Below are 23917 nucleotides of genomic sequence, written 5' to 3'. Positions count from 1 at the left end.
GTCTCAATACAAATGGACATTAACGGGTTCTCCCTGTGTCGAGTGTGAAGGTATATTTCACTTTTCCGTTAACCCATATGGCACCGGTCATGACTTTTCCTTTGCATGAAGTTTTGCTTGTTTCCCATCTTTCTCCTGATTTGGGGTTATAAATCGCAAACCAGTTTCTGCCATGTTTTCCCCTGAGATATCTTGTTTCCTTGTCTTTGTCACCGTACTGAATGACCCTGAGTTCGTCCCCGCCCTGTTCATAAGTGCCAGTAAACTTAAATGCTCCGGTATTGTACAATTTTCCACCTTTGTAAGACGTCCAGTGATACCACACCCCTGTATTAATCTGGGCAGTGCAATCCTGAGCATTTGCAACATATGGAACAACTAATGCCAATGCCAAAAACGCGATTAAAACAATCATGATTTTGAGTTGTTTCATCTTTTCTCCTTTTTGTATGAAAGATTAAAAAATATCTGTGTACAGGACAAAAAAACAGGCGGCAAAGAAACCCGGCTTTTTTCCCCGGATGAGGCGGGTTTCCCCTGTCGGAAAAAGCCGGGTTTCTCCGGCACTTATCTTTTCTGTCCTGTACACAGCAAAAATATATAAAACTTGATAGCTATACGCTTGCCAACTGAGCAAGTGACAGATAACAAGATGGGTTATAAAACAACATACGCTTTTGATAAGAAGGAGATTCCCTCATATCAGCAGATGAAAAATATCGGAAGCTCCTCCTTTGAAGGAGTGGGGATGTGTTTTTCAGGCACTTACATCTCTCCTGCCCCCTTCAAAGGGCAATGCTGTTGACTTAAGAAGTTCCGGGCGGATCCGGAGTGCAAAAATTTTATTTTTGCAATTGCGAAAAAGCATTTTTCGCACTCCGGAGAAATTCGCCTGCTATTAAGTCAACAGTATTGCCTTCAAAAGGGGAATTTCCATTTTACGGATATACGAGTATCCCGATTTTCCTGTCAGAACGCCTTGTTGTTTTATTCTTTTATTCCGAACAGCGATTTTAATCACCATAATCGAGTACAACCTGCATTTTTCTTATATTGGATCCGGAAAACCGCCCAGTACGCCGAACTTTGGCAAGAACATTCTGAGCCTCGGGTTTTGTTTTTCCGCCATAAACAGCCAGAAAATTGTATTTTTCGTTCGTGTTGGTATAATAGACAAAATCATGGCATCCGAACCTTGATGCAAAGACCTTGTGACTTGGAAACATTGCCTGCACTCTCAGACGATCAGTTTCTGAAAAATATCCTGAGCATTCATCGTCATGCTCCTCGGCAGGAACAGTCTTTATGCTCTTGAGAAGAATAGCGTAAAAGGAGACCGATTTGTAAATGTTTCGCCATTTGAGTTCGTTAGGAAGAATAAAGGAGAGTTCATATGGTCTGAAAGTGTAATCAGATGTGGAACAGGGATAGGAAGGATTGGGACACACACTTCCGAATTTTGAAGCTGATTTTGAGGAATAAGACTGCCGGACTGGGGTGGAGAATCCTCCGCTGACCGGCTCCAGATATGTATTCCAGGCGTAAGCATTTCCTCCGTCCTGAAGTACTATCTGATACCAGCCCTTTACAATGCCGCTGACCATTACGGTCTGACCTTTTTTCAAGGTTCCGTATTTCGGAGAATTTTTATCTGGCGAGGTGCGGTAATTCACACCCCGTATCACCTGATAGGACCGGGGAGAACTGAAATATTCGGTGTTCCTTTTGCCTGCGTCCGCGTTAAAAGGAAAAAGTGGAAAAATAAACAATAATACCAAAAAAGTAATGAACGATATCAGCCTCATTCTTTCCTCCTTATTATCAGATTATCAAAAAAACCTGAATTGTCAGTGAATTACAGCCTAATTAATTCTGATAATTGAAATCAACAATGCCGAATTCCGCTCTAAGGATCGAAGAATGAATAATTCATGAACGCATCCCTCCTTAACATGCTGTCAAAAATCGCGGCTATCAAACTGTTTTGGAAAAAAATCAGACAATCTTTGCCAGAAGATGAGGTCCCGGCATTCCTGTAACAGAAGCCTGTTCGGATCAGCGACGGTTGTCAAACTGTCCGCAATACTTTTTTTCTTATATCTCTCTGTAGATTTGGATATTATCGGTTAGTTCTGTTTGTCATAAATATCTTTTGGCAACATAATCGTATCTGCCACTACGCTAAAAGGCAAATCCAGAAGAAACACCAATCCTTCTCCGCCACTGCTAATAATACCGACGTCAACTCTGGTTCCGGCGTATATGCCGGTAGTGTAAAACGGAGGTGTTTTTGACAACAGTCTTCCGCATCCAGAGCAAACTACCCATGCGATGGTAAGGCAAATCATTATTTGTTTTTTCATTTTTTTATAATAAGTCAGATAGTTAATACTTATTTCCAGTTTACAGGATGAACACCCTTGTTATCAGAAGATGCGAACAGCATCAAGTTGACGGAAAGGTGTTTCCTGTGATACGCCGCTCAGGCTGAGAAAGGAAAAAATTGTTTACGAGGGTCTTATATGCAACAAAAAATTTTACGATACGGTGAGAATTCACAAGGCGTATAAAGAACGATAGGAAATCGAGATGTGTTCCAGCTATCACAAACAATATATGACGGTTGGAAAATACGGGTTTCGGAAGGTGGTATCGGTAGGCTTTCACCTGTTGTGTATGGCCATGGACGGTCTGGCCCTCGCTCTTTTCCGCTGTCAGTGTTCCCGGAAAACAAGCGTCCGAGGGGCGGTCAGACTCATCATCGCACAGAAGCTTTACGATGCATAATGTTTTATTCTCAATAGGTTGCATAGAAAACTCTGAAAAGTATCCTAACCTCCTGATGATAAAAATATACAATTAAAAAGCAACGACGTAATAAGATTATTCTTAATAAATTTCGTTTATTAACAGGATGGATATTAAATGTCAAGAACTTTTGTAGATTTTTACTATGATAAGTCAATAGTTCGGACAGTTTTTATAACCAATTGATTTTATAGGATTTGGCAATGTTCGGTTTTAAAAATCAAAGCCTTTATTTTCAGAAGGTTATATTTTTATATCTTCTTAATTTTCAAAAAACGAACATTTTCCTTTTCTTATCCCCTTTCCTTGTACTTTTGCCGCCCACAGCCTCAATGCTTCACAGACTCTCCCCCGATTCCGCCCCCTTCATTTCGCTGCTAAAAATTTGCCTGAACAGATAAGCAATGCAAAGAATTCCGCTGACGAGAATACCTGAAAAAACAAGGCTGAAGTCCGCAAACAGATAGCCAGCCATTGATGCAAGGCAAACCGCTCCGAGAAACATGATAACGGTGAGAAAAAAAGAACTGATAAATGCAACACCCGGAGCAAGAAACGGAGATGACGATTGGATATTGAGATGTTCAGAGATGTTCGGTATTCTCCAAAACAGGAAATATTCAAGCAGCGAAAAGCCAAAGGCAATGAAAATGATCAGCCATTCGCTGAGGATAAACACCATCAGCACATCCTTTTTTCTGGCGTGGTCAATGAGAAGCTGTGTGGCATAAGCCACAGCGTGCCATCAAAAAAAATGGTAAGGCAGTATGTTTTCATGTTTAAAATCATTAGTGTCTCCTTTCCTGTGAGGGTGTTTTTTAGTCCCGTAGGGACGGCATATTTGTAGCAATGATATGTCCCGTGTTTTTTAGTCCCGTAGGGACGGCATATTTGCAGTAATGATATGTCCCGTGTTTTTTAGTCCCGTAGGGACGGCATATTTGCAGCAATGATATGCCCCGTGTTTTTTATAGTCCCGTGGGGACGGCATATTTATAGCCCCGATATGCCGTCCCCACGGGACTCTGGGGTGCGGCTTCCCCTGTGCTACAAATATGCCGTCCCCACGGGACTCTGGGGTGCGGCTTCCCCTGTGCTACAAATATGCCGTCCCCACGGGACTCAGGGGGGCGGCTTCCCCTGTGCTACAAATATGCCGTCCCCACGGGACTCAGAAGGGTGCAGGCTTCTCCTGTGCTACAAATATGTCGTCCCCACGGGACTCAGGAACAGGCTATCTTGTGCTACACAATATGCCGTCCCCACGGGGCTTTTCAAACATGCGCTTAGGAAAATTCCGAACATTTTCAATCTGCTGTCGAATATGTCAGACCAAAAGATGATTTTGACGGGGATGGGAAGCGGTTGGCCTTTTAGTTGTGGTCTGCGGGACATATTCCGGAAAAATCAAGGGTGTCGCGGACACACACGGACACGGAAACATCAGAACAGAAGATGCTGTCTTTATCTTTCAAAGGCTTTCAGAACTCAGACAGCTTTTAAAAAGACCTGCGAGGTTTTCAAAACCTCGCAGGTCTGAACCTCGCGGATCAGCATAAAACTGTCCCCGGAGGGATATCATACCCTCGGAGGAAATCTCTGATTGAAAGCCGTTTTCCTGACGCGCCCTGAATTTCCAGAACAGACAAAGCGTCTTTTCCGGTTGCAACCCGGAGTTCATCAGGAAAGCTTCTGATGACAGTGCCGGGGGGATCATCTGTATCAAGCGGAACAGGCACAGCTTTGAAAATTTTGAGACGTTTATCCCCGTGAAAAGTAAAAGCCCCGGGCCACGGCGTCATCCCGCGGATGAACGGGTCAAGCATTTTGGCAGGCTTTTTCCAATCAATATGACCATCCTTTTTATTCAGCAAAGGGGCACCGGTGGCCTGATCATGATTCTGGGGAACAGGAACGATGTTTCCTGCTTCAAATCCCTTTAATGTTTTTATCAGAAGATTTGCCCCGAGAATAGCAAGACGATCATGCAGAGAAGCAGATGTGTCATCCGCGGTAATTTCAGTTTTTTCAGATAAAAGAATATCACCTGTATCCATGCCCTCATCCATAAACATGGTGGTAACACCGCTTTCTTTTTCCCCGTTGATGACAGCCCGCTGAATCGGTGCAGAACCGCGGTATTTGGGAAGCAGCGATGCGTGAATGTTAATTGGCCCGATACGCGGTAAATCAAGAAGACGCCTGGGAAGAATATGTCCGAAAGCGACCACCACGAACAGGTCCGGTCTGAGTTCTCTGATATGGCCTGCAATTTCATCGCCTTTCATGGTCTCAGGCTGGATAATGTCATATCCCAGTTTTACGGCCGTTTCCTTCACAGGCGGAGGAAGCAGCTTGCGTCCCCGTCCTTTGGGACGATCCGGCTGGGTGATCACCAAAGCGACATCATAACCATTCTGATGAAGGGCTTCCAAAGCGGGCACTGCGAAATCCGGGGTGCCCATGAATATAATTTTAAATTTTTTATCCATTTTTTTTCGCAACAGTTCGGACAGTTTATTCTAATCAATTGATTTTAAAGAATTTAAGGTTTTCCGATCTGAAAAAAATACATCCTTTATTTTCAGCAGGTTATATTTTTATACCGTTTTCATCTTCAAAAACTGCCCGAACCATTGTTTTCGGAACAAAAATCCCTGTTTTCAGACACGGAATTTTTACCTTATTTTTTATCTTTTTTTAATTGTTTTTTCACGCGCCTTTTATACATCTCTCTCTTGAGCGCGCTAATACGATCTATAAATAATGTTCCGTTCAGATGATCAATCTCATGCTGTAACACAATGGCCAGAAAATCTTCTCTTTCTATTCTCAGCGGCTTTCCCTCTCTGTCAGTCCCTTCCACAAGAACAGCGGCTGACCGTTTTACATCTGCCTTAAAATCCGGAACGCTGAGACATCCTTCATTTTCTGAAACAATAGCCCCCTCACTCTTAATAATTTTCGGATTTATAATCACCTGTAAAGACTGCTTTTCTTCCCATGGCAGATCATCATAAATAATAATACTTTTGTCGCTCCCGACCTGTATGGCAGCCAGCCCGGCGCCGGGGGCCTGATACATGGTGAAGGCCATATTGTTAATAAGCTCCTGAATTCCTTCATTTATATTCTCAACCGGTTTTGAGGGCTGTCTGAGGAACTTATCAGGATATGTTACGATGTCAAGTAGCTCCATAGTTAATTACCTTTCCTGGTTATTCTGGCGTTTGGTGAATTTCTTTCTACCAGACACCAGACACTTATTTTTCATATGAAACCTGCCAAATATTCACACCGGTTATCATAGCTGATACAAAGCCGACGATGATGACAGGAAAAACCTGAATTGCGTGATTTGCCAGTGTATAACCGGCAGCGTCTTTTGAAAGAACCCCGAAAAGAGACAGCGCGAAAATCCCCCCGGCCTCCCAAAGTCCCCAGAATCCCGGAACAGACGGAAGGGCTATGAAAACACATATGATGAGCATGACCGTGGTGATCTTCGTGTATGACAGCGCTATGCCGGGACATCCCAGGGAGAAAACATAATATGAAAGCGCCTGAAGCGCCCAGACAAAAACAGAAAGGCCAATACAAAGCCCTATTTTTTTAGGGGATCTGACAAGCGCAAAGCCTGAAGCGAAATTTTCCATAAATCCCACCAGAACGGTGCAGATTTTCTCTTTTATTTTTGTTTTAAAAGAAGGTCCTGCAAAGAAAAACAGGGAGGGGATTCCCATGATTCCGCCATTTATAATTCTCCGGGTCCCGCTGAAACTGACCATGATCATTCCGGTAATCAGAACCCCTGTCAGCTTTAACATGCCCCCGCCAATCATTTTCAGCGTTTCCCGGTTCAAATTGTAATCACCAAAAGGAATATTAAGGTTCGGGTCTATCTCCACGCTTGCAAAGGCCACTGAAAAAAAAATGATCAGGATACTGATATCAAAAACCCTTTCAGCGGCAACGGTCGCAAGCCCCGTGGAAAAAGGAACCTTGTTCTTTTTTTGCAGAATGACCGGCCTTGCCACCTCACCGGCTCTGCCCGGGAGCATACAGTTTAACATAAAACCGATCATCAGGGGATGAAATGCTCCCCAGAAATTTATTTTTTGTGATGATTCCAGAATGATCTGCCACCGAAGCACCCTCAGCATAAAACTGATCAGGCCTGCCAGTACGGCGGGTAATATCCAAAAATAATCTATGGAGGTCAGATAAATAATCAGCTCAGAAAATGGCACATTTCTGAATGCCAGATAAAGCCCCGCGGCAGATACCCCTATTCCAAGTATCAGGGAAAATAATATGTTTTTTTTCATAGGTCAGTTGCCAGTTGTTAGTTGTCAGATAGCGCGGACTTCAGCGACAGGCGGGGTTTTCCAATTGACCTCATTACCGATGCCCCCGCCTGTCCGCCGCAACCACGGATTATTTTTAAATAGGTTCAATAAGTTCAATCATCAGATGTGACAATTACCCGACCACGGGATGTAAAAGAAACCCCCTGCTGAGTCTGTGTGCCAATCATTATACATTCGACAATGGGCGAATTGACAGACTTGCCGGATTTCCATTCGACTATGAAATTGGCACCTGATCCTCCGCTTTTGTCTTTTTCAGGTATAATGTAGCGTAATGATCCAAGCGGTTTTAATATTCTTGGTTCATTTAAGAAATGCTTCAAATGTTTCCCCTGTGTTGCATAATAGTCAACAGATGTTATTTGGATCTGATGTTTCGGATCAATATTTCTAATGCTTAATGTCACTGCCAATAAAAAAGGTCTTTCACTGTTTCCGCTATAAATATGCGAGTAAGCCGGCACATAAACAGTCTGGCCTTTACTGAGTCCGAGTTTCTCATCCGCATGTAATAGCATAGGGAAAAAAAGAAAAAAAATAACTAAAATTGTAATTTTTTCTTTCATAGCAGGCCTCTTCGCGATAAAAAATATAACCTGTCTTATAAGGACAATATTTCCCGCGCCTTGATAATATCTCTTTTGATCTGTTCTGACAGTTCGGAAATGCCTGAAAATTTTTTCTCATCTCTCAGACGTTCTGTAAAATTGACACGGATTTTCTGACCGTAAATATTATCATTGAAATCAAGGATATGAACTTCAACTGTATATATATGGTCATCAAAGGTAGGGCTGTATCCGATATTGGCAACCCCTTTGTATTTTTTACCCTGGAATTCCACTGTGACAGCATAGACGCCGGTTTTGGGAGCCAGTTCATCATGCAGGTTTATGTTTGCTGTGGGGAATCCCAGAAGCTTGCCCCCCCGGTTGCGTCCGGTTTCCACTACGCCCCGTATCTGGTAATATCTGCCCAGTAATTTCTGAGCCTGTTCAACATCCCCGTCCGTGACAAATTCACGTATCCGGGTGCTGCTGATTCTGTCAGCCCCGTTTCCGGGTTTTTGTATCCAGTCCGCCACGATCAGGTCAAAACCGAGTTCTTTTGAATATGTTCTCAAAAGCTCAATGCTGCCTTCGCGGTTTTTTCCAAATGAATAATCCCTGCCAACAACAATTGCCCTGACACCGATGCGTTTTATCAGAATATCTTCCACAAACTCCCTAGCTGTCACCGCTGCAAATTCCGGTGTAAAAGGAACACAGATAAGCACGTCAATTCCTGATCTTGTAATCAGCTCCACTTTTTGTTCATAAAGGGTGATCATGGGGGGATAGCCGTTTTGCTTTAATACCCGGATCGGATGTGGCTCAAAAGTCATGGCTACGGATGTTCCCCCCAGTGCGTCAGCCCTTTCAATCACTTCATGAAAAAGTGCCTGATGTCCGATATGCACCCCGTCAAAATTTCCAATGGTAATCACCGCATCCTTATATGGTTGTCCAATTTTTTCAATACCTTCAATAAGTTCCATTTTAACCTTCTTTAATCTTTAAATTTATCTTGACATGAATAATAAAAGCGTATATATAGACCAAACTAAACATGAAAGCAATCTTTTTCAAGGGATGTTTTTTTATGCCGAAGTGGCGGAACTGGTAGACGCGCTAGGTTCAGGGTCTAGTCGGGGTATCCCGGTGGGAGTTCGAGTCTCCCCTTCGGCACCACTCAAAAAATAAAAGGGTGTAACTTCAATAAGTTACACCCTTTTTAATTGTGGTCTCAGACCGCTTTCAATCCAAAATGCCGGCAAAACTTCGGCACCGCTTAAAAAATAAAAGGGTGTGACTTCAATAGGTTCACCCTTTTTTAGTGCGCTCTCAGACCGCTTTCAGTCCAAAATGTTGGCAAACTTCTGTCCGCTTCCCGGTATCCAATGCCCGTAAATGTCCACTGTCGTCTTTATGCTGGCATGTCCCAGATGCTCCCTAACATACGCCACCACACTTACCCCCGATGTTAACAGCAGTGTCGCACATGTGTGACGGGTTCCTTTGATCTGAATTTTATGAAGTCCTGATTTTTTCAGCAGCTTTCCGAAGTGCCGGGCAAGCGTGCTTTCGTGAAGATGTTTCCCGTTTTTGTGAAAAACGACTGTGACCGGCTTTCGTTTTCCCATGTCCGAGGCTTCCTGTTTCCGCGTTTCGTAAAGACCTTCCAAAAAGTTTCGACCGGTGCAGTTAGAATTTTTTGTAGGGTGGGCGGAGCGAAGCGGATCCCACCGTTTACTGAATTTCGGCAGGTTCCGCTTCGCTCCGCACACCCTATAGCTATCTTTAATTTCAAATAGTTATGTTTAACCGTACAGGTCGAAAAGTTTATGAGTTTTACAAAAAAAATTCGGACAGAAAAGGGGGATATGAAAAAATCTCGTTTCATCTGTCCGAAAATCTCATTTCATTTGTCTGTCCGCGAGTTGCAAAAATATATGCCCGTCCGCTTTCTCCTTGAAACACACTGAAAAATAAAATAAGAATATTGTCATGTCATGGACGGTAAATTTCAAAAAGAAGGTCGTCAGGCAGATTGCTCGCCTGCCTGATTCCGTAAGAAGAAAGCTCGCACTTCTGGCACAGGAGATTGAAATCTCCGGCCCGGTGAGAGGGAACTGGCCCAATTATGGCCAGCTTTCAGACAGCAGGCATCATTGTCATCTGAAAAAAGGCAGACCCACTTATGTGGCTGTCTGGGAGGTGACAGACAAGGAAATAAAAATAGCGGAGGTGATTTATGCAGGAACCCATGAGAAAGCTCCGTACTGAGACGGTGACCGTCACGGTCACAGGCCCCGCCGAAAACATGGAGAAGGCAATGAGGGCACTGACCGAACTCGGTTTTGCCGACACTTCGGATTCTGTCCCATGGCGTGAGGCTTTTCCGGAGTATGATGAGAAAGATTTGCCCGGGCTGTATCTTGCAGCTGCACGGGACAGAGAAAATATGACTCAGAAGCGCCTGTCCGAACTGACCGGCATACCCAGAAGACATATATCCGAAATGGAAAGAGGGAAAAGGACTATCGGAAAGAAGGCGGGAAAAATACTGGGCAAGGTGCTGAAGGTGGATCACAGAGTTTTCCTGTGATCCGGATATTGAAATGTGTGTCAATGTAAATGCAATTTGGTGGCGTGATGTTGCCAAAAAGGTTCAAAAAGACTAAATAGTATTTATTATATGAAGATTTGTCATTAAATTTTAAGCAAATTTCATGCCATGAAAAACCAAAATCCGATTGCTAAAGCAGGAAAAATGCTGGGGAGTGTACTGAAGGTGGGCTACATTTTTTCGGTTTGTTTCTTCTTATTCCTGATTTTTATATTCAAGAATGTCCCCTGGCTGGCATTCAAGGTGCCTGCATATGGCATCCAACGTGGATATGCGAATAGCTTTGGCTTTTCCTGTCTTCAGAACAGACAGATTTTGTTCGGTGATTCCAATCAGTTTTGCAAGTTCGACTGATTTCATCTTACGCATTGCCAGAATTACATCCAGATTAATAATTATTGACATGGTGACTCCGGTTAAATAGTCAGTTCTTTTTCTTCAGTTAAGATTCGTCCTTCATCCATTACCCATGCGATGACCCGCACAATACCTCCTACCATAAGCGTGGTAATTTCCGCGGAGCCAAACCCGACCTCGACAACTCTGCTCCCCGGAGGATTTCCTGCTGAAAATAAAACACTTTTGGCAGATTCATAACACACTGAAAAGAGAACCCATAATAAAAGAGCTTTGGAAATATTTTTAAAAATACTGACATGCTCAAAAGAAAATATGATGTCCTCTTTATAAAATGAAAACAGTTTTCGTATATTTAATAGTCCGTAAGTTAACGCTGAAAGAGGGAGCAAACTTGTAATAAATCCGACAAACTGTAATTTTATAGGCAGCTTGTGCGGGATCAGAGGGGCCGAATGAGTATTCACCGTAATCAGTGTCTCCGGCAGATAATTAATGAATGCCCAGTACAAAACATAATACAGTGGTATCGCTACCAGCAGGAAAGAAAGTAGCAGGTGAAAATTTTTACTGATTTTTTTAACTCTTGACAAATTATCCATGATAACATCTCCTTAGTAATATATTTTATATTTGAACTGAATATACCAAATAAATGGTCGTATGTCAATAATTTCTTATTGTGTTTCAATAATTTCAACCATGTTGTTATTTTTATTCGGATAACTGAGATAAGCAGTGGGGATTCGGCACATTCATATCTTAAAAAAAAACAAATAGTTAAAATCAGCAGATCGAAAAATTTTCAACATATTGTTTCCAACGATAATTTTTCGGAATGCAAAAATCTGTGTCCGGAAAAAAACCCGGCTTTTTTCTCCGGATAAGGCACCTTCCGCCGCCGGAAAAAGCCAGGTTTCTCCGCTGCCTGTCTTTTTTATCCCGCACACAGCCCGGAAACTTTTCGATCTATGCGTTAGAAACAAGTCTGATAAAGAAATGATGACCAGACAGCTTTTCCATTTTTGTGCGGTTCGGATTGACAAATCCGAGGGCACGGATTAGGTTTTATCAATCTGAAGTTGGCTTTTACGGGAATTTATACAAAAAAATCAGGAAAACAAAAAAGAAAGAAGAAAATGAATAATAATTTGAAGAATAAATTATTAATATTCTGGCGCGGATGGGGATACAGCATTGTCGTGGCGCTGATCATTGCAATGTCGTTCCGGTCAGCCATTGCCGAGTTTAATGATGTTCCCACAGGGTCCATGAAGCCCACCATTTTGGAGGGGGATCGTCTTTTTGTAAATAAGCTGGCTTATGACCTGAAGGTTCCTTTTACCACATATCACATAACATGCTGGGGACATCCTGAGCGCGGTGATATTGTGGTGTTTTTTTCACCTGAAGATGGCAAGCGGCTGGTCAAACGTGTCATCGGTCTTCCAGGTGACACAATTGCCATGTCAGCCAATCAGCTTTTCATCAACGGAAAAGCCGTAACATATGAATCACCTGATCAGGAAACCATCAGTCATCTGCCGCCTGACCAGCGATCAGATCATATTTTTTTCAGCGAAAATATTTTTGGTAAAAAGCATTCCCTGATGATCACGCCCGGCCGCCCCTCTCTGAATACTTTCGGGCCTCTGCTTATTCCGGAAGGACAGTACTTTATGATGGGAGATAACAGGGACAACAGCGCGGATTCACGTTTTTTCGGATTTGTTGACCGGAACCTGATTGTGGGCCGTGCAATCGGTATATTTATTTCATTGAAACGTGACGAACACTATCTTCCCCGCTGGCATCGCTTTTTTCAGGGCTTATCATAACGATTCCGTTTCTTTTTGACAGATTTCGGAGTCCGGGATAATTAATCCAAAGGCAGTTTCATCAGCGTGAACCCGAATGTTGTCCCCTTTCCGGGTTCGCTTTCAACCCGGATTTTTCCCCTGTTCTTTTCCACAAATTCCTTACACAAAATCAGTCCCAGTCCTGAGCCGTGTTCCTTTGCCGTTCCCCGTGTCGAATAGTGAATGTCAATTCTGAACAGTTTGTCAATATGTTCTTTTTCAATACCAACGCCTGTATCTGAAACCAGAATTTCAACAAAATCTCCCGCATCCTGATATCTGACGCTGACCTTTCCGCAGCTGTTCGTATATTTTAAGGCATTTGTCACCAAATTTCTGATGACAGTCGCAATCATGTTTTCATCCGCATAAACAAAAATATTTTTCTTTATTTCATTTGTTAAAAAAATATTCTTCTCATCAGCCATTTGTCTGAATAGGGCCAAATTCTTATTCACCACGTCCTTTATGTCTGTTTTTCTGGGATTCCATATAATGCGCCCGGTCTGAGATCTTGACCATTCCAATAAATTTTCCAACAAGGTAAATGTCTCTTTTGAAGAATTGTGAATAAGTTCCATGTACTCTTTTATTGTTTTTCTGTCCAAATCTTCAAAAGATTCAACCACAAAACTTGTCAGATTAATCAGCCCGTTAAACGGACTTTTCAGATCATGGGCAATAATTGAAAAAAATTTATCTTTTGCGGCATTTAATTCAGACAGTCTGGCATTCAGTTGCGAAAGTTCTTTTTTCTGATGCTGAATGGTCAGATGGGCTGTAATGCGGGCTGAAACTTCTTCCAGTTGAAAAGGCTTGGGGATATAGTCTGCCGCTCCCGACTCAAATCCCCTGATTTTATTGGTACTATTGGAAAGCCCGGTCAGAAAAATTACCGGAATATCTTTGGTGTGTTCATTTTCTTTGAGGCGGCGGCAGGTCTCAAAGCCGTCCATACCGGGCATCATCACATCCAGCAGGATAAGGTCAGGGCGGTCAAATTCAGCATAAAGAAGTCCTTCGTTACCGTTTTCCGAAATCAGGGGAATAAAGCCGGATTCTTTCAGAAAATCAGAAAGAAGGCTCAGAATGATGGGATCGTTATCCACAATCAATATTTTTGCTTGTTCGGATTTTTCAGAATTCATTTCCTTTCCTTTGTCATGGACGTATTCCCAAAAATTAGAAAGTTTTTCATTCCCAAATTTAATAAAATTTAACCTGCCGGTTTTATCGTATAAAAAATTACTGTGTACAGGACAAAAAGTTGAGGCGCAGGGAAGAAACCCGGCTTTTTCCCCCGGACGGGACGATTTTCCCTGTCGGAAAAAGCCGGCTTTCTCTGGCACTTATCTTGTTTGTCCTGTACACAGAAAAAATTATTATAAATACAAATAACTCACTATTCGGTTAATTTTTTTGGTAGTCCTGCACAAGTAGTGATGGATGAGATTCAGTGTCCTGATAACCGGGGGACTGAACGGGATTCATCACTACCTTTTCAGGACTACCAATTTTTATATGTTTTTTCCGAAGTCTGCTGTTCAGCTCATTTATAATATCAACACATATACCAGCTATTTTTCCATTTTTTTCAAAGTATTTGGGAGCACTGTCCTGGTATTCTGTCTTTAGTATCACCTCTCCCTTCACATTTCCGCCCAGTATTATCAAAAAAACAGACAGGGTAACTAATATCATCAGTTTATTCATTATATCTTATCCTTTCTGCTCCGTCAGGAGCAAAACATGCTTTGATAAAAACAAGGGACCATATAAAGAAAACTCCGAGACTATGTATTTTGCAGCCGACGTCTCACGCGCACATATTTTGCACCCTGAAACAAGTAGCTGTTTCCATCATGGATCAGTTCCCAGGGAAGCCCCAGTAACAAATTAGAGGCATCCTCAGCTTCATTGCGCTGTTCCTCGTTCTGGTTCTTTTTCGGTTGCGGAAAATCTACAAAAATGACAAAACGACGTTCTGTGTGAGAGCCAATCTCCTGCCAGGCCGAGATGATATTATCACAGCTATCCTCCGGCATGACTTGCTGATACAATGCATGCCCCCATTCCGGAAGTTTTTTTTCAACGTTTTCAGCTCTTATTCTGAAGATATCTGCTGACCATAAATAATATCTTTCCAGGTACCAACTCAGTTCCTCAATTTCAATGGGGCCCAGAGGAGAGGTGAAAAGAAAAGGCTGGTGGCACTTTATACGCGGTTGTCCGCGTGCAGCCGGAATATAAGTGAGTTCGGCCTCGGCAGCAGCACGGCGTTTTCCGTGTTTTTCTCTGATGCGGGGAGATTTCAGTTCCAGGAATAATTCTTCCACAGGCTCGGAATAAATTGTCTTTTCTGAACCGGAGTCACCAGGAAAGTTTTCTCCCAGTGCGGCCATGATATGCGGCATGGCCGCACTGATACCTTTCTTGTCATCTTTGACACGAATCGCCACAGGTTCCTTTGAAAAAATCCATTTCAAAGCGCCCAGCTCGATGCCCTCCCGTAACAAAGCAATGATCGGATAATCATCCTGACGTTTTTCTTTGATTTGTGAGGCATATCTGGTTTCTTCAGCGACCCATGCGGAATTAAACGCATCAGGGCTGATAACAACAATAAAGGCTCTGGCTTTTTCAATTTGTGTATGGATTTTCTGTGTCAGATCGCTCCCGCCTCGTAACACCCGTGAATCCACCCAGTTGAATAATCCATGAGCCTCCATCACTTCGTACAGCCTGCCAACAAAGTTATCATCCCGACTGCTGTGAGAAATTAAAATTGCTTTGTCCATGGTTCTTCCTTTTTATCAAATATTCACAATATGGAATATAAAGCTGATGATCTGTTATATTAATCCGTTATATCAATAATATGAAAATCAGGCATCATTTTTATTTCTTATTTTTAACCCTTAATTCATAAAAATGCAAGAGATGGGTGGAAAAGTGAATATAATCTGACATTGTGACATTGCATTTTTGAAAAATTAAAGGTATCTTTTCAAACAAGTATCCGAGCGTTTAATTGTTTAATATTTTACTTAGAGCGTGTTTGAAAAATGACAAATATCTCCGAAAACGGGCCTGGCGATTTTTTTTAACCGCGAAACACACGGAACACACGGAAAAATACCGGAACCGGGGAAATTTTCAGTCTGTTTTCGTATCGTTTCGTATTTTTTTTCGTGTGTTTCGCGGTTAAAAGCCGGTCTGTCCGTCATTTTTCAGACACGCTCTCAGAGCTACAAAGACACAAAGAGACTTCGTGAGCCTTCGTGCCTTCGTGTCTTCGTGGCAAAAAAACAGGCACAAAGCCGCGTTCGGAATTACTTTTCAAACAGGCTCTTACAACTAACGGTTTAAAGTTTCACACGCTCATCAGATTGAAAACCTCTGACTCATCCGGAAAGATCGGAGTTCCGCGTTCAGGCGGTCTCTGTGAAAAAGGAGGGCATTTTATGAATTTTCGTACCAAATCCGAAAAATATTTTTACATTATGCTGGTTTTCTGTGTTCTTTTTTCTGCAAAAGTCATATTTGCAGAAAAATTTTCTGCAAAGGAATGGAACACCTTGAAAATGAACGGTATTACACTTGATGTGAAATTTTCGCCAAAGGGAAATTATTTTGCCTACAGGGTTTATAACGCATATTATGTTTGTGATCAGAATTATAATGTGATCTGGCAATATGAAAACAACGAAGCCCCTCTTGTTATCACTTCAAGGTTATTTGATTTTTCACCAGATGAAAAATACATTGCATTTGGCCGATACCAAACTTCCCATGATATTGGTATTTTTCGCCTGTCTGACAGAAAAATCATTCAGATTCTGAAAGGCCATTCCGATCATCTGAACAGCGTGTTATTCGGCCCTGATGAGACATGCCTGATTTCCGGAAGCAGTGACAAGACAGTTAAAATTTGGAATTTATCCGGAGGAAAGTTTTTTGAACGGCAAACCCTGAGAGGTCATTCAAAACCTGTTTACAGCCTGTCTTTCAGCCCGGATGGCGTTTACCTGGCCTCGGGAGGGCTGGATAAAAATATAAAAATCTGGAAGTCTTTTCGCGGCAGATTTTCTGAATTTCAAACATTAAAAGGACATCCTTATATTGAAAATGTATGCTTCAGCCCTGACGGAAAATATCTGGCTTCAGGGGGCTTTGACGAGGACATAATAAAAATATGGAAATTATCCCGCGGCGGATTTTTCGAATTTCAAACCCTGAAAGGACATTCTGAAACTGTTGAAAATATGGCTTTCAGCCCTGACGGAAAATATCTGGCTTTGGGAAGCAGAAACAGGTTTGTCAAAATATGGAAGCTGTCCCAAGGTATCTTTATTGAATTTCAAATCCTCAAAGGTCATTCTGACAAGATCGGAAATATTTGTTTCAGCCCTGACGGGAAATATCTGGCTTCGGGAGGCTGGGACCATACCGTGAGAATATGGAAACTGAACGGAGTGTCTTCCGGGATGAATATTCCGATGAACAAGGTTAAAGATGCTGTTGCTTCCCTTTTCCGTCATCCCATATGGGGAAATATCAGAGAATTTAAGCAAGATTTCATTTCTCTTCTCCGGGATCCCATGTGGGAAGGTATCGGAGGCATGGCAGGAATATTATCTTTCATCGTCATCTTAATGCGATGGGGGAAACGCAAATAATCTGTTTTAAAAAAACACAACAGATTCGTAAGCTGGTGACAAAGCGCCTGATGTAGGCCGTTTTAAAGATATCACCTTTTGCTGTTTTTTTGCCTGATGATGTTCCGGCTCACCGCAGGAGGTTCCCCTTCGACAGGCTCAGGCAACGTCCTTCGACAGGCTCAGGCAATGTCCTTCGACAGGCTCAGGCAATGTCCTTCGGTGAGCCTGTTGGATGCGGCACAAAAAGCAGCCAGATAAAAGTAAATGATTTAGACGGACTATGCCTGATGTCATGCCGAACACACGGAACAGGTCATTGGCTGCCATTATGATGTTGCAAATGTTGCGCAACAGTTGCAACATTTATCTTATTAAAGATATATAGGGAAGTTCTGCAAGGTTTTCCCTTCATAAATGTTGCATATATGCAACATTTTTTCCACACCTTCCAAATGCTTCTTCATCAGAATCAAGTATTTTAAATAAAAAATAAAAAAAGTCATATTGACAACTATGGCACGATTTATGCTTGTCAAATACCCTTTAATACATTCCAAAGGAGTGTGACCAAATTAAAGAGAAACATATGGGGGAATCCCCGGATAATTGTCTGATGCAAATCCGCTTTTGGTGGTTTTTTTAGCATCCGTTGCATATATGGGAAAAAGGAGATCAGGCCAGGGATGAAAAGAAAAGTTCTTGTGGTGGATGATGAGTCAGACATGGTGATTTTTCTTTCCACGCTGCTGGATACCCATGGTTTTAAACCCGTCATCGCCGAAAACAAATCAGAGGGGCTGAGAAAGGCGGCTGAAGAAGAACCGGCCTGCGTCATTCTCAACGCCATGATGTCCGATGAAAATGGCATTGACATGTACATCCGCCTCAGACGTGATGAACACCTGAAAAAAATTCCCGTGGTCATGCTGTCGGCCATTCCCCAAAAGACTTTTTTTCAATACAGGAAATTTCGAGACGGGTCATTCAGTCAGGGAATCCCCGAACCAGAGGCTTATCTGGAAAAACCCCCTGAAGCGGAGGAGCTTATTCGGCAGGTTCGGACTTTAACTCATGGATAATTGATAATTGATAATTAAAAATTGACAATTAAGTTTTCCATTCTCCATTATCCATTATCCATTAAAAAAAGGGGGTGATCATGTCCGTAAAGATAGGATTTTATATCTGTCACTGTGGAATTAACATCGCATACAGAGTTCGTGTGGAGGAGGTGGCAGCCTTTGCTCGGAAATTAAAAAATGTCGTTGTGTCCCGGGATTACAAGTTCATGTGTTCAGATCCGGGTCAGGAGATGATTGAGAAGGACATCAGGGAATATGGACTGAACCGCGTCGTGGTGGCATCCTGTTCCCCGAGGCTTCACGAAAAGACCTTCCAGGGGGCGTGCCAGCGAGCCGGGCTTAATCCGTATATGTTCCAGATGGCCTCTGTCCGGGAACAGGTTTCATGGGTGACTGAGAATGAGGATGAGGCCACCCGGAAGGCAAAATCTCTGGCTGCCGCAGCCATCAGCCGGGTCAATTATCATCATCGTCTTGAAACTCGTGAGGTGGATGTCCATCCTGATGTTTTGGTACTGGGGGGAGGCATAGCGGGGATGCAGGCCGCACTGGATGTGGGCAAAGGAGGCCATAATGTTTATCTGGTGGAAAAGGATACCACCATTGGCGGACATATGCTCCAGTTCGACAAAACTTTTCCCACCCTTGACTGCGCAGCGTGTATCGGAACCCCGAAAATGGTCGAGGTGGCTCAGGAACCAAATATCCAACTTTTATCGTACAGCGAGGTCACGGACGTCTCAGGATATATTGGCAACTACACCGTGACCATCCGTAGAAAGCCGAGATATGTGAAAGAGGGCATCTGCACCGGATGCGGCGAATGTGAGAAAGTCTGTCCGGTATCCGTGCCAAGCGAATGGAATGAGGGACTTATAGACAGAAAAGCCATCTACCGGGCTTTTCCCCAAGCTGTGCCGATTACGTTTTGTATTGATAAAAGAGACCGTGCGCCATGTGTCAGAGCATGTCCCGCGGGGGTGAATGTCCAGGGATATGTCCAACTGGTCAGACAGGGAAAATATGAAGCCGCGTTCCGGCTTATTATGGAAAAACTGCCCTTTCCCGGGGTGTTGGGAAGAGTCTGTCCCCATCCCTGCGAAAGTGAATGCCGTCGCTGTGACGTGGATGAGCCTGTGGCTATCCGGGACCTGAAACGCTTTGCCGCGGACCAGGTGGATATGGAAAACCTGGCTCTGCCTGAAATCAAGGAGAATGACCAAAAAGTGGCCGTCGTCGGTTCCGGGCCTGCGGGACTGACGGTCGCGTATGATCTGAGGCTTCTGGGCTATTCGGTAACGCTCTTTGAAAGCCTTCCCCGGCTGGGCGGAATGCTCCGGGTGGGAATCCCGGATTATCGTCTTCCGCCGGATATTCTTGATCGGGAGATCGGCTACATCCTCCGCATGGGGGTGGAAGCCCGCACCGGGGTACGATTTGGTTCGGATATCACGCTTGATGATTTGGAAAAACAAGGGTTTTCCTCTGTTTTTCTGGGAGTCGGCTCACATGGTTCTCTGAACCTGGGGATTCCCGGAGAAGAGACTGAGGGCGTTACAGACGCGGTTCGTTTTCTGAGAGAGGTGAACCTGGGACAAGGAAAGTGTCCGGGAAACCAAGTTGTTGTCATTGGCGGCGGGAACGTAGCCATTGACGCGGCCAGAGTAGCGAAACGCATGGGGGCTGAGGAAGTTCACGTGGTCTATCGGCGTTCCGCAGAGGAAATGCCCGCGTACCCGGAGGAGATTCACGGCGCGATTGAGGAAAATATTGTTTTCTCCTACCTCACCGCACCGGTCCGGGTGAAGGAGAAAGCAGGAAAGGTATCAGGGCTTGAATGTCTGCAAACCAGACTGGGACCTCCCGACGCGACCGGACGCCGTCGTCCTGTGCCTGTGGAGGGGTCTGAATTTGTCATTTCCTGCGATGCCATTATTCCGGCCATTGGCCAACGGACCGACGCATCCTGGTCAGAGGGCCTGTCAGGTTTGAAATGGTCCCGCCGCGGCACTGTTCAGGTGGACCCTCGCACCATGGGGACGGGTATTTCCCATGTTTTTGCCGGAGGAGATGCGGTAACCGGTCCGGCCACGGTGGTCGAAGCGGTCGCGGCAGGCCACAAGGCCGCACATGAAATTCATCTCTATTTGCAGGGAATTTATCCGGAAGCGACTGAAGAACTCGCTCCCGAGCGTGAACTTTCAGAGAAGAACTGGCGGGAAATCCCTAAGGACTGTGTTCCTCAGCCGAGAGAACACCTGCCGCATCTGGACCCGAAAGTCAGGGCACAGTCCTTTGAAGAGGCAGCCATGGGATTTAGCGAAGAACAGGCGGTGAGAGAAGCTGCCCGCTGTCTCAACTGCGGCGGCTGTTGCGAGTGCATGGAATGCGTGAGGGTCTGCGAGGCAAAAGCGGTTGACCACACCATGAAAGGAGAGGACATCCAGGTAAAAGTGGGAAGCATCATCCTTGCCACGGGATATGATGCCATGGATCCTACGCCGATGAAGCCCTATGGTTATGGCAAATATCCCAATGTCTTCACCAGTCTTGAGTTTGAACGCCTCAGCAATGCCACGGGGCCTACCGGCGGAAAGATACTCATCAGAGATGAAAATGGCGAATTGACAAAAACACCGAGGAGCGTTGCACTTCTCCATTGTATCGGCAGCCGGGATGTGAACTATCACGAATACTGTTCTCGGGTCTGCTGTATGTACGCGCTTAAATTTTCCCACCTCATCAAGGAGAAAGTGGGGCACGATACCAAAGTCTATAGCTTTTACATTGACATGCGCTGCTTCGGAGAAGGGTATGAGGAGTTTTATCGGCGGTGCCAGGAAGAAGGCACGATTTTTATCCGAGGAAAAGTTGCTGAAATTACGGACCGCGCCCGCACGCCCGATGAAAAAGGGAAGCTCATCGCCATTGCAGAGGATACGCTTCTGGGCAAAAAAATCCGGGTTCCTGTGGATATGGCAGTACTCTGCGTCGCGATGGAGAGCCGAAAAGACACGGTGGATGTCGGCAGAATTTTCGGCGTGAACCAGGGAGCGGACGGCTTTTTTTTAGAGGAACATCCCAAGTTGGGACCGCTGAACACTGCCACGGACGGGGTATTTATCGCCGGAGCCTGTCAGTCGCCTAAGGATATCCCGGATACTGTGTCCCAGGCCTCGGGGGCAGCGGCCAAAGCCCTTTCCCTCGCGACCCGGGGGCATGTGGAAGTTCCCTCCGCCATCTCCTGGATTGATCCGGATATATGCGCGGGATGTCAGACCTGTATCGGATTATGTCCCTATTCCGCCATTGAATTTGACGAACGCCGAGGCGTGTCAGTGGTCAACGAAGCGGTCTGCAAAGGCTGCGGAAGCTGTTCAGGATTCTGTCCCAGCGGCGCGGCCCAGATCAGACATTTCATGGAGACGCAAGTTTTCGCAGAACTTGAAGGAATTATGGATGCAATCCATGCGGTGGGAATGTAAAAACTTGAAACTTGAAACTTGAAACTTGAAACTTGAAACTTGAAACTTGAAACTTAAAACCGGAAAAGAGAAGGGGAAATGCCCGTGAAAAAGAAAATTCTGCTGGCGGTTGATGATTCTGTTCATTCAAAACAAGCGGTTCAGTATGCGGTCAGAATGTCATCTTTTGTATCAGAACTGTCTTACACCCTTTTTAATGTACAGCCGGCCATATCCCAATTTCTTACGGATGAAGCCAAGACCAGCCTCAAAGCAAAATTTGCTCTGGAAAAAACCAGAAAGAAAAGAAAGGAAAACGCAGAGCATCTGCTGGCGGATTACAAATCTCAGATGATCAGAATGGGGATAGATGAAAAACGTATCGAAACAAAGACCCTTTCCCAAAAAACAGGCATTGCCAAAGATATTCTGGAATATGCACAGGAAGGACTCTGGGACGCAATTGTCGTGGGACGGCGGGGACTTTCCCGTGCTCAGGAAATCTTTATGGGAAGCCTGACCAGCACCCTCGCGGAACATTCAAAACTGATTCCGCTATGGATCATTGACGGAGAAATAAGTTCTGAAAAGATCATGATCGCCATAGATGGTTCTCAAAGCTCGCTTCGCGCAGTGGATCATTTCAGCTTTATTGCAAGTCAGAACCCGAATATCAAAGCCACACTGCTTCATGTTGTGCCCGGCCTCAGAGATGTCTGCGAGATTGATATCGAGGACAGGGACGGAGATATTGAAGATATCTTTGTGCAGGGGGATAAAAAATGTGTTGATCGCTTTCTGGTTCATGCTTACCAGAAATTCAAAGAAGCGGGAATCAGGGATGATCAGATTGAAATCAGGGAAATCAAAGCATTAAGGAATGTGGGCAAGGCAATCGCGGAAGAGGCGGAAAAGGAGGATTACGGGACCCTGATCATCGGCAGACGGGGAAACAGCAAAGCGTTTTTTATGGGAAGCGTTTCAAAATATGTGCTGGATAAAAGCGCTGACCGGGCGGTATGGCTTGTTCCCTGAGAATTGTTTGAATTGAAGACTGATAAAACCGGTTTCTAAATCATTTTATCATATGCTCTCACTGAAATCCGTTATAAACACAAAACTTGAAACTAAAAACCTAAAAAGGAGGAGTTTAAGATAGATGGAGAAAATTTTGATTGTAGGATGTAAGCGGACTATGGATGATGTTTGTATTGCTTGTTCAAGATGTATGGTGGGTTTTAACCGAAGAGAAGGGGAGTTTGCCCGTTACAAAGATCAGGATGCCGAGCTTATCGGTATTCTGGGATGCGGGGACTGTCCCGGGGCCGGCATTGTGCCGCGGTTGGCACAACTGAACTTGTGGAACAAACCTATGGAAGAAAGGCCCACCAAAGTTCATATCGCACCGTGCATTATGGATCATTGTCATTATAAAGAACCCATCATCAACAAGATCAAAGCAAAGGCTGGCGTAGAGGTGATCGAAGGAACCCATCCTTACATACCAAATGACATCTTTGCTTAATTTGTTCATTGTCCGTTTTTTATTATAGTTTTTATCCGGAGTGCCAAACTTGCAGTTTGGCAAAATCACCGCTTTAGGGGCATCAGATGCCTTGCCAAACTGCAAGTCTGGCACTCCGGAAAGTCATAACAGGCGGCTGGCAAATAACAAAGCGGAGGAAAATATGACGGATTTTGAACCCACCATTATCGCCTTTGTCTGTAACTGGTGTACTTACACGGCTGCGGACCTGGCCGGAACCTCCAGACTCTCCTATCCCCAAAATGTGCGGCTGATCCGGGTCATGTGTACCGGAATGGTTGATCCGCAATATATAATCAAAGCGCTTCTCGAAGGTGCGGACGGCGTACTCGTAAGCGGGTGTCATCCGGGAGACTGCCATTATATCAACGGAAATTACAAAGCCCGCAGACGGATAAAACTGCTCAAGGAAATCCTTCCCCAGTTCGGTTTTGAACAGGAACGACTCAGACTGACCTGGATCGGTGCCAGCGACGGCATTGAGTTCGCTGAAGTGATGCGGGAACTGGTCGCTCAGATCAGAGACCTCGGACCAAATGAAGCCAAACTAAAAATGGTGATATGACTGGAAACTGGAAACTTGAAACTGGAAACTTGAAACT

The 23917-nt window shown here is 44.3% G+C and carries 25 protein-coding genes and 1 tRNA gene; 11 read left to right on the top strand and 15 right to left on the bottom strand.

Going from position 1 to position 23917, the window contains the following annotated elements:
• Window positions 1–19 precede the first annotated feature (19 nt).
• The 3 genes from dnm_RS03520 to dnm_RS03510 all read right to left on the bottom strand — a co-directional run bounded on the left by dnm_RS03520 (window position 20) and on the right by dnm_RS03510 (window position 2297).
• The gene (locus dnm_RS03520; RefSeq protein ID WP_207681335.1) at window positions 20–433 is read right to left on the bottom strand and encodes a hypothetical protein; all 414 of its coding nucleotides are present in this window, start codon (window positions 431–433) and stop codon (window positions 20–22) included.
• A gap of 580 nt (window positions 434–1013) precedes the next feature.
• Complete coding sequence (locus tag dnm_RS03515; protein ID WP_207681334.1) at window positions 1014–1805, bottom strand: SH3 domain-containing protein; 792 nt, start codon at window positions 1803–1805, stop codon at window positions 1014–1016.
• 321 nt (window positions 1806–2126) lie between these two features.
• Window positions 2127–2297, bottom strand: a complete 171-nt coding sequence (locus dnm_RS03510; protein ID WP_207681333.1) for a YceK/YidQ family lipoprotein — start codon at window positions 2295–2297, stop codon at window positions 2127–2129.
• A gap of 292 nt (window positions 2298–2589) precedes the next feature.
• Here dnm_RS03510 and dnm_RS03505 point away from each other — a divergent pair, with 292 nt between their 5' ends.
• Entirely contained in the window at window positions 2590–2787 is a 198-nt protein-coding gene (locus dnm_RS03505) for a hypothetical protein (RefSeq protein ID WP_207681332.1), read from the top strand.
• 358 nt (window positions 2788–3145) lie between these two features.
• Here the strand turns inward: dnm_RS03505 and dnm_RS03500 are convergent, their stop codons facing one another.
• The 6 genes from dnm_RS03500 to dnm_RS03475 all read right to left on the bottom strand — a co-directional run bounded on the left by dnm_RS03500 (window position 3146) and on the right by dnm_RS03475 (window position 8715).
• Window positions 3146–3544: a hypothetical protein gene (locus dnm_RS03500; protein WP_207681331.1), complete on the bottom strand. Its 399-nt coding sequence runs from the start codon at window positions 3542–3544 to the stop codon at window positions 3146–3148.
• 814 nt (window positions 3545–4358) lie between these two features.
• On the bottom strand, window positions 4359–5300 hold the full coding sequence (gene fmt, locus dnm_RS03495) for a methionyl-tRNA formyltransferase (RefSeq protein WP_207681330.1): 942 nt from the start codon (window positions 5298–5300) through the stop codon (window positions 4359–4361).
• A gap of 191 nt (window positions 5301–5491) precedes the next feature.
• Complete coding sequence (gene def / locus dnm_RS03490) at window positions 5492–6007, bottom strand: peptide deformylase (protein ID WP_207681329.1); 516 nt, start codon at window positions 6005–6007, stop codon at window positions 5492–5494.
• 64 nt (window positions 6008–6071) lie between these two features.
• The gene (locus dnm_RS03485; protein ID WP_207681328.1) at window positions 6072–7136 is read right to left on the bottom strand and encodes a lysylphosphatidylglycerol synthase transmembrane domain-containing protein; all 1065 of its coding nucleotides are present in this window, start codon (window positions 7134–7136) and stop codon (window positions 6072–6074) included.
• 134 nt (window positions 7137–7270) lie between these two features.
• Window positions 7271–7744 carry a DUF3124 domain-containing protein gene (locus dnm_RS03480; RefSeq protein ID WP_207681327.1) on the bottom strand — a complete coding sequence of 158 codons (474 nt, stop codon included), beginning with the start codon at window positions 7742–7744 and terminating at the stop codon, window positions 7271–7273.
• 35 nt (window positions 7745–7779) lie between these two features.
• Window positions 7780–8715: a bifunctional riboflavin kinase/FAD synthetase gene (locus dnm_RS03475; RefSeq protein WP_207681326.1), complete on the bottom strand. Its 936-nt coding sequence runs from the start codon at window positions 8713–8715 to the stop codon at window positions 7780–7782.
• Between the two features lie 106 nt (window positions 8716–8821).
• Here dnm_RS03475 and dnm_RS03470 point away from each other — a divergent pair.
• Window positions 8822–8908, top strand: a tRNA-Leu gene (locus dnm_RS03470).
• 164 nt (window positions 8909–9072) lie between these two features.
• Here dnm_RS03470 and dnm_RS03465 read toward each other — a convergent pair.
• A complete protein-coding gene (locus tag dnm_RS03465) occupies window positions 9073–9504 on the bottom strand; it encodes a tyrosine-type recombinase/integrase (protein ID WP_435051586.1) in 432 nt (143 codons plus the stop codon).
• Between the two features lie 220 nt (window positions 9505–9724).
• Between dnm_RS03465 and dnm_RS03460 the strand changes: the two genes are divergently transcribed.
• Window positions 9725–10003 (top strand): hypothetical protein, encoded by a 279-nt coding sequence (locus dnm_RS03460; RefSeq protein ID WP_207681324.1) that lies wholly within the window; start codon window positions 9725–9727, stop codon window positions 10001–10003.
• Entirely contained in the window at window positions 9972–10325 is a 354-nt protein-coding gene (locus dnm_RS03455; RefSeq protein WP_246556182.1) for a helix-turn-helix domain-containing protein, read from the top strand. The genes dnm_RS03460 and dnm_RS03455 overlap by 32 nt, the downstream gene beginning before the upstream one ends.
• Before the next feature lie 216 nt (window positions 10326–10541).
• Here the strand turns inward: dnm_RS03455 and dnm_RS03450 are convergent, their stop codons facing one another.
• Both dnm_RS03450 and dnm_RS03445 read right to left on the bottom strand, forming a co-directional pair.
• Window positions 10542–10751 carry a helix-turn-helix domain-containing protein gene (locus tag dnm_RS03450; protein WP_207681323.1) on the bottom strand — a complete coding sequence of 70 codons (210 nt, stop codon included), beginning with the start codon at window positions 10749–10751 and terminating at the stop codon, window positions 10542–10544.
• A gap of 11 nt (window positions 10752–10762) precedes the next feature.
• Window positions 10763–11305, bottom strand: coding sequence for a DUF2975 domain-containing protein (locus tag dnm_RS03445; protein ID WP_207681322.1), 543 nt, complete (start codon window positions 11303–11305; stop codon window positions 10763–10765).
• 537 nt (window positions 11306–11842) lie between these two features.
• Here dnm_RS03445 and lepB point away from each other — a divergent pair.
• Complete coding sequence (lepB, locus tag dnm_RS03440; protein ID WP_207681321.1) at window positions 11843–12541, top strand: signal peptidase I; 699 nt, start codon at window positions 11843–11845, stop codon at window positions 12539–12541.
• A 41-nt stretch (window positions 12542–12582) separates the two neighbouring features.
• Here lepB and dnm_RS03435 read toward each other — a convergent pair whose 3' ends face one another.
• The 3 genes from dnm_RS03435 to dnm_RS03425 form a co-directional block, all read right to left on the bottom strand.
• Window positions 12583–13710, bottom strand: a complete 1128-nt coding sequence (locus dnm_RS03435; protein ID WP_207681320.1) for a hybrid sensor histidine kinase/response regulator — start codon at window positions 13708–13710, stop codon at window positions 12583–12585.
• Between the two features lie 262 nt (window positions 13711–13972).
• Entirely contained in the window at window positions 13973–14275 is a 303-nt protein-coding gene (locus dnm_RS03430) for a hypothetical protein (RefSeq protein ID WP_207681319.1), read from the bottom strand.
• Between the two features lie 80 nt (window positions 14276–14355).
• On the bottom strand, window positions 14356–15360 hold the full coding sequence (locus dnm_RS03425; RefSeq protein ID WP_207681318.1) for a toll/interleukin-1 receptor domain-containing protein: 1005 nt from the start codon (window positions 15358–15360) through the stop codon (window positions 14356–14358).
• A 666-nt stretch (window positions 15361–16026) separates the two neighbouring features.
• Here dnm_RS03425 and dnm_RS03420 point away from each other — a divergent pair.
• The 6 genes from dnm_RS03420 to dnm_RS03395 all read left to right on the top strand — a co-directional run bounded on the left by dnm_RS03420 (window position 16027) and on the right by dnm_RS03395 (window position 23880).
• Window positions 16027–17241 carry a WD40 repeat domain-containing protein gene (locus tag dnm_RS03420; protein ID WP_207681317.1) on the top strand — a complete coding sequence of 405 codons (1215 nt, stop codon included), beginning with the start codon at window positions 16027–16029 and terminating at the stop codon, window positions 17239–17241.
• Between the two features lie 665 nt (window positions 17242–17906).
• Window positions 17907–18302, top strand: coding sequence for a response regulator (locus dnm_RS03415; RefSeq protein WP_207681316.1), 396 nt, complete (start codon window positions 17907–17909; stop codon window positions 18300–18302).
• 80 nt (window positions 18303–18382) lie between these two features.
• A complete protein-coding gene (locus dnm_RS03410) occupies window positions 18383–21790 on the top strand; it encodes an NAD(P)-binding protein (protein ID WP_207681315.1) in 3408 nt (1135 codons plus the stop codon).
• An 84-nt stretch (window positions 21791–21874) separates the two neighbouring features.
• The gene (locus tag dnm_RS03405) at window positions 21875–22804 is read left to right on the top strand and encodes a universal stress protein (protein WP_207681314.1); all 930 of its coding nucleotides are present in this window, start codon (window positions 21875–21877) and stop codon (window positions 22802–22804) included.
• Between the two features lie 124 nt (window positions 22805–22928).
• A complete protein-coding gene (locus dnm_RS03400) occupies window positions 22929–23294 on the top strand; it encodes a CGGC domain-containing protein (protein WP_207681313.1) in 366 nt (121 codons plus the stop codon).
• 49 nt (window positions 23295–23343) lie between these two features.
• Window positions 23344–23880, top strand: a complete 537-nt coding sequence (locus dnm_RS03395) for a hydrogenase iron-sulfur subunit (RefSeq protein ID WP_492208000.1) — start codon at window positions 23344–23346, stop codon at window positions 23878–23880.
• The last annotated feature ends 37 nt before the right edge of the window (window positions 23881–23917 follow it).

This window comes from Desulfonema magnum (genome assembly GCF_017377395.1).
GTDB lineage: Bacteria > Desulfobacterota > Desulfobacteria > Desulfobacterales > 4be13 > Desulfonema_C > Desulfonema_C magnum.
This window is presented reverse-complemented; position numbering and strand designations above follow the sequence as displayed.

Excerpts from the sequence above, each read along its gene's own strand:
- dnm_RS03445 (WP_207681322.1), bottom strand. The coding sequence starts at position 11,305 with ATGGATAATTTGTCAAGAGTTAAAAAAATCAGTAAAAATTTTCACCTG.
- dnm_RS03415 (WP_207681316.1), top strand. The coding sequence starts at position 17,907 with ATGAAAAGAAAAGTTCTTGTGGTGGATGATGAGTCAGACATGGTGATT.
- dnm_RS03505 (WP_207681332.1), top strand. The coding sequence starts at position 2,590 with ATGTGTTCCAGCTATCACAAACAATATATGACGGTTGGAAAATACGGG.
- lepB (WP_207681321.1), top strand. The coding sequence starts at position 11,843 with ATGAATAATAATTTGAAGAATAAATTATTAATATTCTGGCGCGGATGG.
- def (WP_207681329.1), bottom strand. The coding sequence starts at position 6,007 with ATGGAGCTACTTGACATCGTAACATATCCTGATAAGTTCCTCAGACAG.
- dnm_RS03420 (WP_207681317.1), top strand. The coding sequence starts at position 16,027 with ATGAATTTTCGTACCAAATCCGAAAAATATTTTTACATTATGCTGGTT.
- dnm_RS03435 (WP_207681320.1), bottom strand. The coding sequence starts at position 13,710 with ATGAATTCTGAAAAATCCGAACAAGCAAAAATATTGATTGTGGATAAC.
- dnm_RS03515 (WP_207681334.1), bottom strand. The coding sequence starts at position 1,805 with ATGAGGCTGATATCGTTCATTACTTTTTTGGTATTATTGTTTATTTTT.
- dnm_RS03520 (WP_207681335.1), bottom strand. The coding sequence starts at position 433 with ATGAAACAACTCAAAATCATGATTGTTTTAATCGCGTTTTTGGCATTG.
- dnm_RS03410 (WP_207681315.1), top strand. The coding sequence starts at position 18,383 with ATGTCCGTAAAGATAGGATTTTATATCTGTCACTGTGGAATTAACATC.
- dnm_RS03430 (WP_207681319.1), bottom strand. The coding sequence starts at position 14,275 with ATGAATAAACTGATGATATTAGTTACCCTGTCTGTTTTTTTGATAATA.
- dnm_RS03400 (WP_207681313.1), top strand. The coding sequence starts at position 22,929 with ATGGAGAAAATTTTGATTGTAGGATGTAAGCGGACTATGGATGATGTT.
- dnm_RS03480 (WP_207681327.1), bottom strand. The coding sequence starts at position 7,744 with ATGAAAGAAAAAATTACAATTTTAGTTATTTTTTTTCTTTTTTTCCCT.
- dnm_RS03455 (WP_246556182.1), top strand. The coding sequence starts at position 9,972 with ATGCAGGAACCCATGAGAAAGCTCCGTACTGAGACGGTGACCGTCACG.
- dnm_RS03425 (WP_207681318.1), bottom strand. The coding sequence starts at position 15,360 with ATGGACAAAGCAATTTTAATTTCTCACAGCAGTCGGGATGATAACTTT.
- dnm_RS03450 (WP_207681323.1), bottom strand. The coding sequence starts at position 10,751 with ATGTCAATAATTATTAATCTGGATGTAATTCTGGCAATGCGTAAGATG.
- fmt (WP_207681330.1), bottom strand. The coding sequence starts at position 5,300 with ATGGATAAAAAATTTAAAATTATATTCATGGGCACCCCGGATTTCGCA.
- dnm_RS03485 (WP_207681328.1), bottom strand. The coding sequence starts at position 7,136 with ATGAAAAAAAACATATTATTTTCCCTGATACTTGGAATAGGGGTATCT.
- dnm_RS03475 (WP_207681326.1), bottom strand. The coding sequence starts at position 8,715 with ATGGAACTTATTGAAGGTATTGAAAAAATTGGACAACCATATAAGGAT.
- dnm_RS03460 (WP_207681324.1), top strand. The coding sequence starts at position 9,725 with ATGTCATGGACGGTAAATTTCAAAAAGAAGGTCGTCAGGCAGATTGCT.